15 protein-coding genes are annotated in these 15,534 nt (G+C 48.6%); all 15 read right to left on the reverse strand.

Features of this window, described 5'->3' with window-relative positions; all coding sequences use genetic code 11:
- Positions 1–138 precede the first annotated feature (138 nt).
- Positions 139–1,686, reverse strand: a complete 1,548-nt coding sequence (locus KGB28_RS02440) for a methyl-accepting chemotaxis protein (protein ID WP_223442153.1) — start codon at positions 1,684–1,686, stop codon at positions 139–141.
- A 267-nt stretch (positions 1,687–1,953) separates the two neighbouring features.
- On the reverse strand, positions 1,954–2,337 hold the full coding sequence (locus tag KGB28_RS02445; protein ID WP_223441931.1) for a VanZ family protein: 384 nt from the start codon (positions 2,335–2,337) through the stop codon (positions 1,954–1,956).
- A complete protein-coding gene (locus tag KGB28_RS02450; protein WP_223441933.1) occupies positions 2,334–4,427 on the reverse strand; it encodes a YjbH domain-containing protein in 2,094 nt (697 codons plus the stop codon). The genes KGB28_RS02445 and KGB28_RS02450 overlap by 4 nt, the downstream gene beginning before the upstream one ends.
- Complete coding sequence (locus KGB28_RS02455; RefSeq protein ID WP_223441936.1) at positions 4,424–5,155, reverse strand: capsule biosynthesis GfcC family protein; 732 nt, start codon at positions 5,153–5,155, stop codon at positions 4,424–4,426. The genes KGB28_RS02450 and KGB28_RS02455 overlap by 4 nt, the downstream gene beginning before the upstream one ends.
- Before the next feature lie 38 nt (positions 5,156–5,193).
- On the reverse strand, positions 5,194–5,853 hold the full coding sequence (locus KGB28_RS02460; RefSeq protein WP_223441938.1) for a YjbF family lipoprotein: 660 nt from the start codon (positions 5,851–5,853) through the stop codon (positions 5,194–5,196).
- A gap of 14 nt (positions 5,854–5,867) precedes the next feature.
- Positions 5,868–6,974 carry a polysaccharide biosynthesis/export family protein gene (locus tag KGB28_RS02465; protein WP_223441939.1) on the reverse strand — a complete coding sequence of 369 codons (1,107 nt, stop codon included), beginning with the start codon at positions 6,972–6,974 and terminating at the stop codon, positions 5,868–5,870.
- A gap of 86 nt (positions 6,975–7,060) precedes the next feature.
- A complete protein-coding gene (locus KGB28_RS02470; protein WP_223441941.1) occupies positions 7,061–7,354 on the reverse strand; it encodes a hypothetical protein in 294 nt (97 codons plus the stop codon).
- A gap of 2 nt (positions 7,355–7,356) precedes the next feature.
- On the reverse strand, positions 7,357–7,596 hold the full coding sequence (locus tag KGB28_RS02475; protein WP_223441942.1) for a hypothetical protein: 240 nt from the start codon (positions 7,594–7,596) through the stop codon (positions 7,357–7,359).
- 123 nt (positions 7,597–7,719) lie between these two features.
- Positions 7,720–8,745 carry a UDP-glucose 4-epimerase GalE gene (gene galE / locus KGB28_RS02480; protein WP_223441944.1) on the reverse strand — a complete coding sequence of 342 codons (1,026 nt, stop codon included), beginning with the start codon at positions 8,743–8,745 and terminating at the stop codon, positions 7,720–7,722.
- Positions 8,746–8,803: 58 nt separating this feature from the next.
- Positions 8,804–9,541, reverse strand: a complete 738-nt coding sequence (locus KGB28_RS02485; protein WP_223441946.1) for a WecB/TagA/CpsF family glycosyltransferase — start codon at positions 9,539–9,541, stop codon at positions 8,804–8,806.
- 174 nt (positions 9,542–9,715) lie between these two features.
- Complete coding sequence (locus KGB28_RS02490) at positions 9,716–10,777, reverse strand: glycosyltransferase family 4 protein (protein WP_223441949.1); 1,062 nt, start codon at positions 10,775–10,777, stop codon at positions 9,716–9,718.
- A gap of 127 nt (positions 10,778–10,904) precedes the next feature.
- Complete coding sequence (locus KGB28_RS02495) at positions 10,905–12,110, reverse strand: glycosyltransferase (RefSeq protein ID WP_223441952.1); 1,206 nt, start codon at positions 12,108–12,110, stop codon at positions 10,905–10,907.
- Positions 12,107–13,423, reverse strand: a complete 1,317-nt coding sequence (locus tag KGB28_RS02500; RefSeq protein ID WP_223441955.1) for a hypothetical protein — start codon at positions 13,421–13,423, stop codon at positions 12,107–12,109. Before KGB28_RS02500 ends, KGB28_RS02495 begins: the two co-directional genes overlap by 4 nt.
- Positions 13,420–14,094: a glycosyltransferase family 32 protein gene (locus tag KGB28_RS02505; protein WP_263296516.1), complete on the reverse strand. Its 675-nt coding sequence runs from the start codon at positions 14,092–14,094 to the stop codon at positions 13,420–13,422. Before KGB28_RS02505 ends, KGB28_RS02500 begins: the two co-directional genes overlap by 4 nt.
- Complete coding sequence (locus KGB28_RS02510) at positions 14,084–15,331, reverse strand: lipopolysaccharide biosynthesis protein (RefSeq protein WP_223441960.1); 1,248 nt, start codon at positions 15,329–15,331, stop codon at positions 14,084–14,086. The genes KGB28_RS02505 and KGB28_RS02510 overlap by 11 nt, the downstream gene beginning before the upstream one ends.
- Positions 15,332–15,534 lie beyond the last annotated feature (203 nt).

Below are 15,534 nucleotides of genomic sequence, written 5' to 3' on the forward strand. Positions count from 1 at the left end.
CTACTCATCGAGGGCCGAGTGTTGTTACAGCAACGCTCACCACGAGCCCGGATACATTAGCGCAAGCCAGCTTTACCGAAAACAGCCCATGGGGTTGCAGGAGATGGGCTGACCATACATTTTATTGATCAACAACAATCAGCGGTTAAACCGCTCCACCAGTGAATACTGGGTATTGGCAGTCCTGGTCAGCTCTTCACTCAGCAACGCCGAGTTCTGCGCCTGTTCCGAGGTCTGGTCCGCCAGTTCCGAAATGTTGCTGATGTTGCGGCTGATTTCTTCGGCCGCGGCACTTTGCTCTTCGGTCGCGGCAGCGATCTGGGTGGTCATGTCGGTGATGTTGGCCACCGCTTCGCTGATGCCCACCAGTGCCTGGTCCGCTTCCAGTACCCGCGCCACGCCTTCTTCCGCCTGACGATGCCCGGCTTCCATGGTTTGCACGGCGGTGCCGGCGGTTTGCTGAAGCTTGGCGATCAGCGCATGAATCTGCCCGGTGGATTCGCTGGTGCGTTGCGCCAGCTGACGGACTTCGTCGGCCACCACCGCAAAACCACGACCCATCTCGCCGGCACGGGCCGCTTCGATGGCAGCGTTCAACGCCAGCAGGTTGGTTTGGTCGGCGATGCCTTTGATCACGTCGACCACGCCACCGATTTCGTTGCTGTCCTTGGCCAGTTGGGTCACGGTCACGCCGGTTTCACCGACGACTACCGACAGGCGCTGGATGGCTTCGCGGGTTTCCCCGGCAATGTCACGACCACGACCACGACCACGACCACGACCACGACCACGACCACGACCACGACCGGTCAGGCGATTGGCTTCCTGGGTGGCGTCGGCGGTGCGTTGCACGTGGCTGGCGACTTCCTGGGTGGTAGCGGCCATCTGGTTGACCGGAGTGGCCACCTGCTCGGTCTCGACCCGTTGACGTTCCGGGCCGTTGGAGCTGTTGTGCGCCAGGGCGTCGGATTGCCTGGCCTGATCGGTCAGGTGTTCGGCTGTGTCCTGCAGGCGCGTCAGGCAGGTTTTCAGGCGTGCTTCTTGACTGAGGATGGACATTTCCAGACGCGCCTGGGCGCCGCGACTGTCGGTGTACATTTGGGCGATCAACGGATCGGAGGTGGTCTGCTCGGCCAGGCGCAGCAAACGCTTGAGGCCACGCTGTTGCCACTGGAGGCCCATCAGGCCCAGCGGCACCGAAAGACCGGCCGCCAAGGCAAACCCCCAATGGGAGTTCAGCGACGCACCGATCATGAAGCTCAATTGGCTGACTAGAATGAACGGCAGCCAATCCTGCAGGACCGGTAGCCATTTATCGGCGGAAGGTACTGCCGACTTGCCCTGATTGATGCTTTGGTAGAGCGCTTCGGCACGGCGGATCTGCTCTGCGGTGGGCTTGACCCGCACCGACTCGTAACCGATCACCTGATTGCCTTCAAAGATCGGCGTCACGTAGGTGTTAACCCAGTAGTGATCGCCGCTCTTGCAGCGGTTCTTCACAATACCCATCCATGGCAAGCCTTGCTTCAGAGTGCCCCACATGTGCGCGAACACCGCGACCGGAACGTCGGGGTGACGCACCAGGTTATGCGGCGCACGAATCAACTCATCACGAGAAAACCCGCTGATCTCAACGAAGGCATCGTTGCAGTAGGTGATCATGCCCTTGGCATCGGTGGTGGAAATCTACCGTTGCTGAGCGGGGAAGGTTCGTTCGCGTTGTGTAATAGGCTGGTTGTTACGCATGGCGTTTTCAATCCGTGAGGCTTTGACAGGGTGTCGGCAGGGGAGAGGATTTGTTGAGTTTATTTTTCAACAGCCGATGTTGTGCCAAAGGGTGTACACAAAACCAATGTGGGAGCGGGCTTGCTCGCGAAGGTCTGTCAGACAACATGGATGTCAACTGAAGAACATCGCGAGCAAGCTCGCTCCCACAGTGGGACGGCTAGCGCTTTACGACGCCAGCGCAGACACCTTTTTGAACTTGGTGTTCCGATACCCGCGCCACGCCAGAATCACCAACATGCCGCACGTCACACCCGTGGCATTGGCCACCATGTCACCCCATGACGCGCTGCGCAGCGGCATGAAGCTCTGTTCCAGCTCAATCACCATCGAGCCCACCAGCGGCCAGAACAACAACCAGATCAACCGCGTGCCGGGGAACGCCAGATCGGCACTCACCGTCAGGCAGGCAAAACCTGCCCAGTGATGCAGCTTGTCCTGGTTCTCGAACACCTGAGGCACCGGCTCACCGCGCATTCCGGTGAAAACCAGCACCAGCAAGATCACGAAAAACGCCAGTTTGGGCAGGGCTTGCAGGATCCGCTGCTTCATTCGGTGACCTTGTAGAAGTTGTTGTGGAACAGGTCGATGTTGCGACGCTCCGTCAGGGAATACAGCGAGTAGCTGCGCGCCAGTGCGGCACCACCGTCACGGGTCAGCGGCGTCCACGCCAGGCTGGCACGGCGGGTGGTGGAGCTGGCCATCAATTCGTCGAACGGAATCGAGAAGTAAATGCCTTTGCCGAAGCTACCTTCGCCGTACTCTTCCTTGGTCGCATTGGTCACCGTCACCCAGCCACCGAAACGCACGCCATTGTTGAATTCACGGGACAGGTCCAGGGTCACCCCGTAGTCCTTGGCCAGATAACGTCCAACGCTGACCGCACCGAGAATGTCCTGGAACGCACTGCGATAGTAAAGCGTGGCATTGCCGGTGATGGTGTCGTAGTCACGCAGACCAAAGCCCTGATCGAAATCACGCTGCTTGACCCAGTTCATGTCCACACCCACGGCCCAGCGTTCGCCCATCGGACGATACAGCGCTTCGCCACCGACACCGGCAAACATTGACTCCAGATAACCGCCATACAGCATGCCGTAGAGGTCTTCATCCAGCTGTTTGACCTTGTTCATCTGGAAGGTCGGCATCGTCACTTCCGAAGTCGTCATGTACTGGCGCAGGTCGGTACGCACACGTGGCAGACCGCTAGGTGCGTCGTACTTGAACTTGTCGAAGTTGTTCGCCAGGTTCGCGCTCAGGGTGCCGCTCCACCACAGATCAGGCTTGAAGCGATACTCGCCGTTCAAGTCCGCACTGAACTGGTACAACAGGAACCCGTCGGGGCCGCCGACGTTTTGCTTGTAGCCCAGACCCAGGCCATAGCTAAGCGGGTCAGGCTTTTGCTCGAACAGGGTCTTTTCCTGATGCGGTACCGGGACGTTCATCTCGGTCACCCGACGCAGGTCTTCCAGCGGACGATCCTCTTGCATCACTTCACGGAAGGTATCCCGCGGCAGGCTGACTTCCTCGACCGGCAGGCTGTAGCGCGTGTCGACCATGGTGAACCAGTCGATCTCGTCGTTGACGCTGTTGTCCAGAATGCGTGAAGCGCGGCCAACGGCTTTCGGCGTGTGGAAATAGCGCCCCTGTTCGCCATAGACAATCACCTCGGAATCCCGCTGGGTGATACGCGAAACCGTGTAGCCTGCGTTGTTTTGCAGACGCTTGGCGACACCGGCCCACTGCACATCTTGCGGCGCGACCATGGGTTTGGTGTCGGACACAGGCTCGGGCTTCGGGTCGAAGCTTTTGGTCGGCGCCTTGCGGGTTGCAAAGTTGGTGTGCATGGTGATGCCGAACATCGCAGTGTTGCCGCGTTCCCAGGCAGCGTGCAGATCGATCCAGTCGTTGGCTTTGAAAACGAAGCCGAGGTTGATTGGCGAGTCCTGGATTTGGTTGTTGTTCTGCGGCTCGTGCTGGTAGTCGTTGCCTTCGTATTCGAGCTTCAGAGACAGTGGGTCCCAGGGCGTTTGGTAAGTTGCGCCGCCAAAGAAGGAGGGCGATCCGCGGAAGTACTGGTTGCCGTTGAAGTCACCCGCCTGACTACTGTTGGTAGTGGGACGTTCATCGAACTTGTCGTCGATCCAGCCCAACGGATTGTCCATGTCACCACGATTGCCGATGTAACCCCATGCCAGGCCCAGGCTCAGGTCAAAATTGCCAAAGCGTTTGTTGCCGACAAAATATTCGCTGGAGAACAAGCCGGTACCACCAATGTCACGCGCACCCAGTGCCACTTGCGGTATCCAGTGAGACTCTTCGAGCAGGCGCACTTTGGCGTCGATTGCCTTGTCCTTATAGCTTTGGTTGCCACTCAACTCTTCCGAACCATAATCGCGGTTGGTAATAGCGGTGTAGCGGAACGAACCCTCCAACCAATCGAACGGCTGAAACGACACGCTGTAACGACTGTAAGGATCGGTACGGTTAGCGTTCAGTGACAACTCACCCGCAGGCGCCATACGCGCAGTAGGCGTTTGCAGCAGCCCCACACCGCCGAAATCGTTCTGGGTATAGCGCGGCTCTGCCACCGCCCACGTGCTGCAACCCAACAATAAGCAAGGGATCAAGTGATACTTCATGGCTTCACCTCCAGCAATGGCTGGGTGGCAATGAAGGCAGCCAGTTCGGTATTCAGATCAGGCGTGGGATCGCCTTGTTTGCTGTTGTGCACTGGCACATAAATGCGTGCGCCCGGAGCCGGAGGTACGGATGTGGTTTCGTTCCATAACGCCACACCGCCCTTGAATACCCGGCCGTCAGGCTGAATCACGAACAGCCAGTCGGCGTCAGCGTTTGGATCACGGGGACAGTCTTTCAGATAGTCAATCGCTGCCTGTAAAGGTTGGAACGGCAATTCGCACTCACCCAGCACCGCGCCTTCGATCCGAACCGTGGTTGGGCGAAGCGGGTAAAGCAGTACATCGCCGTCACTCAGGAAGCGGTTATCAACGCGGTTCAATTCAACCTGCACCGGGTCAAGTTGGGCGATCTTGCGTCCTGTCACCGGCATGGCCTGCACCTTGTCGCGAAGACGTGCGGCAAGTGCCGCCAATCCAGCCTGATCGCCCACTAGCGCATTACTGTGCAAGGTCGACAGATCGAAAAGAACACCAACCTTGAGACGCTCTTGCGCATCACGCAGAGGGGTATGCAGCCAGGCGGCCCCGAGCAGATAAGCCTTGGGACTCACCTGAGCCTCCAGCAGCACGTCATGCAGGCGCGTGCCGTCCACAATCGAGTAACGCCCGGGCTTGGCGGCATCGCCCTGCACCGTGACCAGCGAGTCAGCATTTGCGGCAAAAGTCATGAGCAGGCTGCAGCAAAGCAGCCAGGAAGAGCGAAAAATCATTGCACTACCGGCTTATTCGGGCGCACTTGAACAATGCGTAGGGGCAATTCGGGGGTCAGGTGTTGCTCGCTGGCCATGATGAAACCATCGGCGGGGTCGACCCAGTAGCGGTTCTGCGCGGTGAAGCCCAGACCGTCCATCGCGATCTCTTCGTCCACGCGCAGCAGTTCCACATCGCGGTCGAGGATGTGCACGGTCTCCAGGCCTTTCCTGTTGAAACGGCTGGTTACGCTGACACCCATTCGATAACCGTCGTTAAAGTCCACCTGACGTCGGGTTTGCAAGCCATCGGGAATACGGTGCAGTCCGGTCTTGAACGGGGACACGCCGTCGAAGCGAGTGCCATCCAGATTGTCGTTGAAACCGACACTGCGAATGGCCAGGCCGTCCTCAAGCATCAGGATCTGGCGGGTCGAAGCCATCCAGAAACCCACACCATCCTGCAGACGCACCAGTGCCATCACGGCTTCACCCGTAGGTGCCGCGATAGTGATCTGGTAGTACGGAGTCGCATCGACCTGCTGCCGTGTGAGTTCCAGAGGCTCAGGCCCTTCGAAAGCTGCCCTCAGCGTATCCATGGAAGCGGTCATCAACGGGTTGCAGGCGCTTACCAGCAAGGAGGCCACCGTTAGGGTGGCCAGTCGCAGAAATTTCACAAGAATTCCAAATCTTAGTTTTCGCTGCCCATGTCATCTTGAATAGCAACACCCGTACGCAGCAGGTTGGCAGTTGGGAAGACCTGGCTGATAAAGCGGTTCCAGCGGGTGACATCGGCCGGGCCGACATAAACCACATCCTGGGGCTTCAGTTTGAACTGCTGGGCAAGGGCAAACGCAGACGGCGACTTCAAGTCTATCTGGAACACCTTGACTGGTTCGTCTGCCAGATTCTCAACCCCACGGATTACATAAACCTCCTTGCCGCTGGAGGTTTCCTGACGTAGGCCACCAACACTGCCAAGGGCATCGGTGAGATTCATGTTGCTACCCTTGAAAATAAGCGGACGGGCTGCAGTGACTTCACCCAACAAATAGACCTTTTTCTGGTCGTTGTAGGGCAGGTGCAATTGGTCGCCGTCTTTCAGGTAGAGATTGTGCAGATTCGAGTTTTTGCGATTGAGTGCGTCGAGATCGATCAGGTATTCACGGCCGTCGCGCTTAAGCACCAGTCCGGAAATATCGGCAGTGCCGGTTTGTACTGAACCTTGGCCAACAGCGTCCAACAGGCTCAAAGGCGTGTTGGTGATCGGCAACTGGCCAGTTTTACCAAAGGCCCCCGAGAGAATCACTTTCTGACTGACAAAGCGCAGGATGCTGACATCCACTTGAGGTTCGGCAACAACCTTGGCCAGGCGAGAGGCAATGATCGAACGCAGTTCGTCAATGGTTTTGCCGGCCGCTTCGATGGTACCTACATAGGGATAGAAGAGCGTGCCATCCGGGCGAATCAGGCGTCCGTTTGCTTCAATTTGCTGCTGTGGACCGGACGGAGCAGTCAGCTCGGGGTGATCCCAAACGGTGATGTAGATCAGGTCGCCAGCACCAATCCGGTACTCGGCCGGTTGATAGCGCAGGAGCTCCGGGGCTACCACGTTGGAGTGGTCTGCCGCCGCTTCAATAGCGACCAGCTTCGGTGTAATCGGAACCAGCTCGATACGGCTGCTTTCCGGGGAACCTTCACGTACCAGATTGCCCGTGTCCATGTGCTGACCAGGGGAGAAAATGCAGCCTTGCAGGGTCAGGCCAACCAGCATGGCCAGGGGAAGCGCGCGATTCATTGTCGAAATTGCTCAAGGGAATAGGCAAAACAAAACCCCCCAGCAAGGCTGGGAGGTTAGCGTATCGAACTTTAAGCGGGGGGCTGTTACCGAGTGGTACCAGTAGTGCCGGTAGTACCAGTGGTGCCGGTAGTACCTGGGGTACCGTCGTTACCGCCGCCACCGCTGTTGGAAGCAGCAACACCGGCAGCGATTACGCCAGCGCCGATTGCCAGACCAGTACCGACGGTTACACCGCCAGCGATTGGAGTGGACAGGGACAACTCGGAAGATGCTCCAGGTTTTGCAGCGGTAGAAGGCGCCTTTGCAGGAGCGGTTTCAGCAGCCATCAATGGCAGGCTGATGGAGGTAACGAGGGCCAAGGCCAGTAGTTTTTTCATGTTCATGCTCCTTGAAAGGATAATCCCTGATGGTTACTTGGCATTAGGGTATTGTAGGACGGTGCTGTATTGCAAGCCTGAGCTGCTATGAGTAACCATTTTTTACGAGATTCAGATGTTAAATGTAAATAAAACATTGACAACAAGTGGTTTTGTAGTGCGCTCACTACCAGTGCTTGCTGGCGACCTTGATCGCAAAAAGACCCATCTCGGCTTAGCATCGCTCCAATTGGCTTTTCCATTAAAATCACCAGCAGGGGAAAGATAAGGGCGCGATAGCATCAGGCTATTTTAAAAAATAGCTTCAACCACTAGTTTTTCGAAAGTTGAGCGAAAAAATTTTCTTAGATGTAAAGCTCTTAATGTTATTTAGTATCGTAACCCAGTGGATTGAGCGACTGCCAGCGCCATGTGTCTACCATCATATCTTGCAGTCCACGCTTGGCCTTCCAACCGAGTTCTAGTTCAGCTTTGGTTGGGTCAGCCCAGCATTCAGCTATGTCTCCTTGACGCCGGTCGACAATCCGGAAAGGCACTGCCTGCTCGCTAGCCTGCTCAAAAGCGCGAATGATTTCCAACACGCTATAGCCCGTACCAGTCCCGAGATTCCAAATATTAATTCCATTTTTTTGGTTAATCACCTGCAACGCCTTGATATGCCCCTCGGCTAGATCAACCACATGAATATAATCTCGTATGCCAGTACCGTCCCGGTTTGGATAATCGCCGCCGAAAACTGAAAGTTCCGGAAGTTTGCCTATAGCGACTTGACTAACATATGGCATCAAATTACTGGGAATGCCATTGGGGTCCTCACCGATCAAACCACTTGAGTGTGCTCCGACTGGATTGAAGTAACGTAATAGTGCGATGCTCCAGCGAGGGTCAGAATACGCTAAATCCTTCAGCATTTCCTCGGCCATTAATTTAGAACGGCCATAAGGATTTGTAGGTGCAGCTGTTGGGAAATTTTCACAAATGGGCATTTGTGTTGGTTCGCCGTAGACGGTAGCGGAGGAGCTGAATACTAAATTAAATAAACCTGCGTTGGCCATGGCCTGACATAGCGTGATGCTACCTCCAACATTATTTTGATAATATGCTAGTGGTTCACGAACGCTTTCACCTACAGCTTTAAGGCCAGCGAAGTGCATTACTGCACTGAAGTTTCGGGAGGCGAAGATATCATCCAGCAATTCCCGATCGCGAATATCTCCTTTAATAAGTTCAGGAGTTTTGTCGCAAATCGTACCAATTCGTTCGAGCGATTTAATCGAGCTATTGCAGAAGTTGTCTAGAACCGTTACTTCAAAGCCTGCATCAATTAATGCTACTGTAGTGTGCGAACCGATATAACCGGCACCACCGGTGATTAATATTTTTTGCGACAAAATAAATCCTCAGAAATAAAGATCGGGCGGTGTGAGTCACGTGTAGCTTGCCTTAGCGCTATGAAGAGCGCTTAAGTTTTTCCTTTAATAGTAACCATGCGAATTTGCTATTTGTATTCAGATAACGCTGCCACATTCTTCCCGGTTCTTGGATAACCCTGTAGAACCATTCCAGTCCGTATTTCTGCATCCATTTAGGCGCGCGTTTGACTTTTCCGGCTACTACGTCAAAAGTTCCACCAACTCCCATTACGAAACTGACACCTAACTGATCACGCCAGCGGTTGATAAAGTTCTCTTTCATAGGGGAAGTAATTGCAACAAATAATAATTGTGCTCGTGACGCACGGATTTTATCGACCAGCGCTGCTTCATCATCCCAAAAATAACCATGGTGATAACCGGCTATTTTGAGCGATGGGTAAAGGGCCGTTACATTACGGGCTGCTGTAGAAACGATGTCTTCTTTCGCTCCCAGCAGGAATACAGAAAAGTCATTAGTTGCACTCATTTTTAACAATTCATGAAACAGGTCTACACCAGCGACTCGCTCCGGTACAGTGTGGCCAAGAAAACGAGCGCCCAGAACTACTCCCATGCCATCAATATTGATGATGTCACATGAGCGGATTGACTCGCTTAGTTGAAAATCGTCACGCATGTTCACCAATTTAGCGACATTTATTACTACATGCTGAGTGAAGCGACCGGCAGCAACTGCGTCGTGGATGTATTCGACAGTTTTATCCATAGATAAAACATCCATGGGGCAACCCAAAACTTCAATTCTTTGCATAGTCATTCTCAGGGGGTAGTATTTGACAGCGTTGGTAGCGTTATGCTGAGAAAATCATGGACACCAAGTCTTAATTTTATACCTGGTTTATGTGTTTAACCTCAGTGCTTGATCTTTCATAATAAATATCTGAGGAGATTTGTGAAGAGGGTTTAAAGCCAGGAGTAAAGTGATTTAATTAAATTTTTTGTATATATTTGATAGTAGATTTAAAACGATTTCTGGCGAGTATTTTTGATTGTAGAGTGCCAATGATTCTATACCCATCTGGGCTTCGTCTATTTTATTATCCATTATAGAGAAAATAATTGCTTTTAATGCTTCTTTATCTCCCGGCTCAAATATAAATCCACTTTTACCATGTGTGATTAGGCTCGGAATTCCTCCCACATTAGTAGCTATAATTGGAACTCCTGCAGACATTGCCTCAAGTAACGACATGGGCATGCCTTCCCCGTATGACGGCAATATAACAAATCGACTTGAGTGTATTAGTTGTTCTTTTTGCTCTCCGGTGATCCAACCAACATACTCTACTTGTTTTTGAAGGTTGTTGCTGTTGATGTATGAAAAAAGCTCATCAACATCGCCATCGCCGCCTACAGCAATTTTAATATTTTCCAAATGGTCTAAGTCGTTTCGTATAACGTCTAAAAGATCGAATAGACCTTTTCTTGCACCGATTCTACCTAGGAATAATAAATCATATATTTTTGGGGTGCTAGGTTTAGGTTTAATTGGTACGACATAGTTATTAAGTATCTGAGTTTTAGCAATGGGCTGTATTTGTTTTATGTAGTGAGCCCAGCTTTCCGACAAGCAAATTATCACGTCGCACTTCGCTAAGATTGACCTTATTATGGATTGTAAGAAATTATTAGATCCTCCATAAAATTTATCAAACTCGCTAGCATGCAGGTGTAATATTACGGGGACTGAAAATAATTTAGATATTCTTATTATAAGTGCTTTTCTGTAAAAGCTCCCCCGTTGAGCAACATGGATGTGAATTACTTTTACGTTGCAAGTGGTAAATTTAATTAGGATTTTAAGTATTGAAAGTAAGAAATGGATTTGCCTTCTAATAAAGCTTCCTTCAATCCATGTAGATATGTAGGAAATATTTTCCTCTACAAAGAGGCCTGAAGCTTTATAGTTGTTTATAACAGATGAAATTCCCCCTTTTCCTAAAATATGGGGCCCGATCATTAAAATAAGTTTCTTAGATTTGCTCAAGAAAAAACCTCTTGTATTTTTATGGGTGTACGTGTTCGGGAAGCTATATTGTTGCTAGTAGCGCTCTATCGAAGTTTCACGAACGTTACAACTATGCATAATTTTTGGCAGTTACTTTTAGTTTGCGCTAGTTGCTAGGGTTTTGTGGTTGAGGTTTATCTTTTATGAGCGTTCTAAAAAAGCTGTCTAGCGCAATTGCTCGTTGCTGATAAGTGTGTTTTTTGCAAATAAACTCGTAGCCTAACTGCCCAATTTCTTTTAGCTCATCCTTCAACATGGAAATTTCCATGATTGTACTTGCGAGCTGCTTGCTTTCCAGAGCACATGACCAACCCGCTCCAGACTCTGCTATTAATTGGTCCTGATACGAATGTTGTGTTGCTATTACTGGTTTACCTAGCGCCATGTATTCAAATATCTTTGTTGGGCTTGCAACATCATATAAAATGTTTTCAGGTATTGGAGATATGCAAACGTCGCAACCTGCCATAGTAGCACAGGACTCCTCCCATGATTTACGCCCATGCATTATAACGTCTGCCGAAATGGACAGTTCTTGTAGAAGATTTTCCAATCGAATCTGATCAATAATGGTTTCATACCAGCCAACCAAATGAAGATTTATCTTGATATTCTTTCTTTGTAGAAGTTTTACCGATTTGAAGACTTCCTCAAATCCTCTCAAGCATGATATTGAACCTGAGTAACCTATGTTTAAAAATTCTATATTTGTTGGTGTTGGCTGTATAGTTGCAGTAGCTTGGATGTCAGCGGCCATATGCATGACAGTTGATTCTCTAAGATACAGTTTTTCTTGAAAGATTCTTTCTTGCATCTTTTCACTTTGAACGATAACGTGCGTTGGTAAATACAATGCTATTTTGCCTAATTGTCGATACGTTCGACCATATATTCTGCGAAGTAGACCGCCTAATCCCTTGCGCTGATAACCAAGCTGTATATAGCCTTCTTCCATTAAAAAGGACATCCAATATACGCATGGTATTTTTTTTAGTTTGCATATGGCGCCAATTAATAGCATCGAGAAATAATCATCTCTGACCACCACTATATCAGGGGCAGTTTTTACAATGGATATAACTGCTAGCAAGTCCCTATATCGTTCAGCTAGATATAAGCCGAGTGGGGTTTTCCACTTTTTGACCGATGTGCTTTGATCATTCAGCATCCAGGTGGGCTTATGTCTATCCCCAATAGCAAACCATGAAAACTTCCAGCCGAGGCTCCGCATGTATTTACCAAAAAGTACAGATATATCTACTCTCCAGAGGGGCATTCTATCTCGGCACACAAATAAAATATTAATAGTCATGTTTGTGTCCTAAGAGTCAATTTGGCGTTTTTAGTCTGTTCTTGTGATGCTTTAAATGCTAAAGCAATTACTAATGCTTGAAGCCATTGGGCTTGAATGGTGGTCGTAAGGCTTAAAGTGTACGGATAAAATAAGAGGCATACGATGCATCCCGAAAAGGCAAAGCTGGATGTCACTTTATTTATGTTTGTCGTTGATGCTCTTAGTGCTTTAAAAGAATATGAAGCTCCAACAATCAGAGGAGCCATGGATATAATTACACCTGCTATACCCCATTCCCATAACATGGCAGATAAGGTTGTGTTGCCCAACTGGAAGCTACTGTGAGCCTGTAGAGCCCCCCCGCCTCCTAGGAAAAAATCTTGTTTTGTTGACAGTAGACCCGATCCGAATAGTAGCGAGAGTATATTATGCTCGTTGCTCGAGTACCAAATTCCGATCGCCGCAATCCGACCTACCTCTCCGGTATCCGGATTGGTATAGCTGTAATCTAGCAATTCAGGAGATAGGTATACAAATATATCTGAGAATGAATTTAAAAAACTGGAATAAAATATATAATAATAGCCATATAGCAGCATTAACGAGAGTGCTGATCCAATGATCACGATTAACATCAGCTTTAGAGGGTTGGCAAATAACACTTTTGGTCTTGAAAGTATAAATATAATAGGAGTGATAAATATTAGGTATTTGATTTCGGCAAGTAAACTGACGCTAAAAATTGCTATTATGTTTGCGGCAAAATATTTAAATTTTATCGATGAGTATAATTGTCTTGCTAGCACTAAGCACAGGTGTAAGCCTAGAAACAGAGCAAGTCCGGCGCTGTTACCGCCGCTAAGGGGAGAGCCGCCAAACGTCCCCACCATGGAGTCCCAAGAGTTGGACAATGGGTAGTAGACAAGATATTGGATTGCTAGTATTGGGATTTGAATGGCAAAAAGCAACTCCCATTGGGTTAGAAGTTTTTGCAAATTTTTTAGTTTAAGTGCATAGAGGCAGAATGCAAGTATTGGAACTAATAAATAGTATCTGATTGATATTAGGAATATGAAAAAATCACCAACTAGGGCCGCACAGTTTACTGAGGCATAACTTACAAATAACAAGGTCCAGAGTAAAATGAATCCTTTTACCTTGTTCAGGTATGTGGCGCTAATTAGAAGCGCCAGAAGAATACAGGTGCAGAAGCCAATCCAGGAAGTGAGAGTGTTTATATCTAGAAAATAGCCAATAGAGCCTATGACTATTAGCGTGACTAGTTGGTTTAATTTAGCTAGTCGAGCTACAGATAGAGTGAGGGGGGTCATATTGGAAATGTCTTTTTGGCGTAGCGGAGTATGTGGATTAGATAGTCAATATATGTTTTTGGCTTCGTCCAAGAAGCGTTCCAATGATGTATTGCATATGTATTTTCGGTGATGTCGGAAAACATTAATTGGCTGGTTGTGCTCTCTTGACAATACGGGTTGTACGGGTAGAAAAATTCTTTTGGGTAAATGTAGTTGCTGTGATTTGAGGTGTTGAGAATATTGCCCATTATCAATGGAATAGTGATGAATTGAGGCTTTTTTCCTGCGATATTTTGGTTCATGGCGTTCATGCAGTCGAGGAAGAATGCGTCGCCTGCGACGGCTCCAATGATCCCTGCACTAACTTGTGTCGATGTTTCAAAGCCCATGAATAACTTGTTGTTTAGAAGGTCGCTCAAAGGTCTGATTACTTCCATGTCAGTATCAAGATAAATACCTCCATGTTCATAGAGGGCAAGCATGCGCATATAATCGGCTACAAATGCCCATTTGCCTTTTTCATACGCTAGTTTCATATATGGATGTTCATCAATGGGGGTGTTACTTTCATTCCATTCGATGATCTCAAAATTTTCTAAATTTGCATGCCAGCTCGCCATACAACGCTTAATCAATGCTGGAAATGGTTGGCCTCCAAACCAGCAGTAATGAATTTTGTTAGGAATCATGTTGTACTCCTTTTTTTTCTTTATAGATAAGTGCGAACTTTGGGGCAATGGAAAAAACGTATTGAACGCTATTTGCTGCGATTAAACCCCACATTCCAAATGTGGACATTAATAGTATACTGGCGACAAAGATAATGTTAGAGGTGAAAGTTATTATCATGGTCTGTTTGTATCCGCCGACTGCTAAAAGTAGGGGGTGGATAAAAATAAAAGAAGCAACCAGTGTCTGAATTGCTAAGAAGCAAAAGATGTAGTCTTCATATCCTTTGTTAGCTACTTCGTTTGTGATGAAGTAATGTAGCCAGTATTGGGATGTCATGTATAGAATAAGAAGTCCTAATGTGCCAGCTACAAATAAAATAATTCCAAGCTTGTATGAGCGCTCCAAGGCACAGTTTAGCCCATTGTTTTTGATATCGTTCAGCATCTCTGGGTATAATATTTGGTATATAGGGCCTGCGAATTGTAAAAAGACGCCAGAAATTCTTTTCATTATATGGTAGAGCGATAATAGCTCTAGGCCAAATATGGCACCTACAAGTAGGCGATCTAAATAAATAACGGGTAGGTCCGCGATCTGGGCAAGCCATCCCCATTTAGATTGTGTGAATAATAAATTTAATGGTCGACATCTGGCTTTTCGCACGCTGAAGAATGTTGCTGCAATGAATGCAATTTTTACTGAATCCCCCAGAGCATTGATCCAGAGAGCATCTAATATGCTATGTACAGTTAAACTTAATGCAAGGATAAGTTTTATTCCTGCAGGTAGGAGAGTGTAAATAGCAATGGTGGTATATTTGTTTTCGGCTCGAAGGTTTGATAATAGTGTGCCGCTTGGCGAACTGATAATTGTCAGTGCGCACGGAATCAGCCATAAAAATATAATTCCATCAAGTTTAAGGATGAGTAATAGGAAAATGGCAGTTGAAAGACCTAGGGCTAAAGAAATTATAGTGCCAGTGTATTCGAGTAAAAATCCGGTAAGTAAATATTCATCTTTGTTCTCGCAGCCTTCTGATAACTGCCTAGATATTGGTTGCCAAACTTGAAAATTTGTTAAAGCAATAGCGATTAATGTGATGGTTTGAACTAACGTTAAAACGCCAAAATCGGCATATCCTAGCTTTCTGATAAAAATCGGAATGATCACGAATGCTGCGGCGCTTGCAAGTAAATTAGCACTCGTCAACATGCCGGTATTTTTGAATAGTTTTCCAAGTGCTCGGTCTAGCATCTTCGAGTGTTCCTGTTCATACCTTCCTCCATTTTTATTTGATGGGTCGGATAACGATTTTGAAGGCGTGACTTACCTATGGTTATATATCGTTTATATCTAAAAAATGGTTGTTCGCAGTTTTTATAGTATAGATAAAGCTTGATTGGTGTGGATTTTTAATTTGGCTGGTTACGAGTTTTACGCTGTAAATTAGTCGTTTC

The sequence above is a fragment of the Pseudomonas sp. BF-R-19 genome (assembly GCF_019956445.1).
GTDB classification, from domain to species: Bacteria; Pseudomonadota; Gammaproteobacteria; order Pseudomonadales; family Pseudomonadaceae; genus Aquipseudomonas; species Aquipseudomonas fluorescens_BH.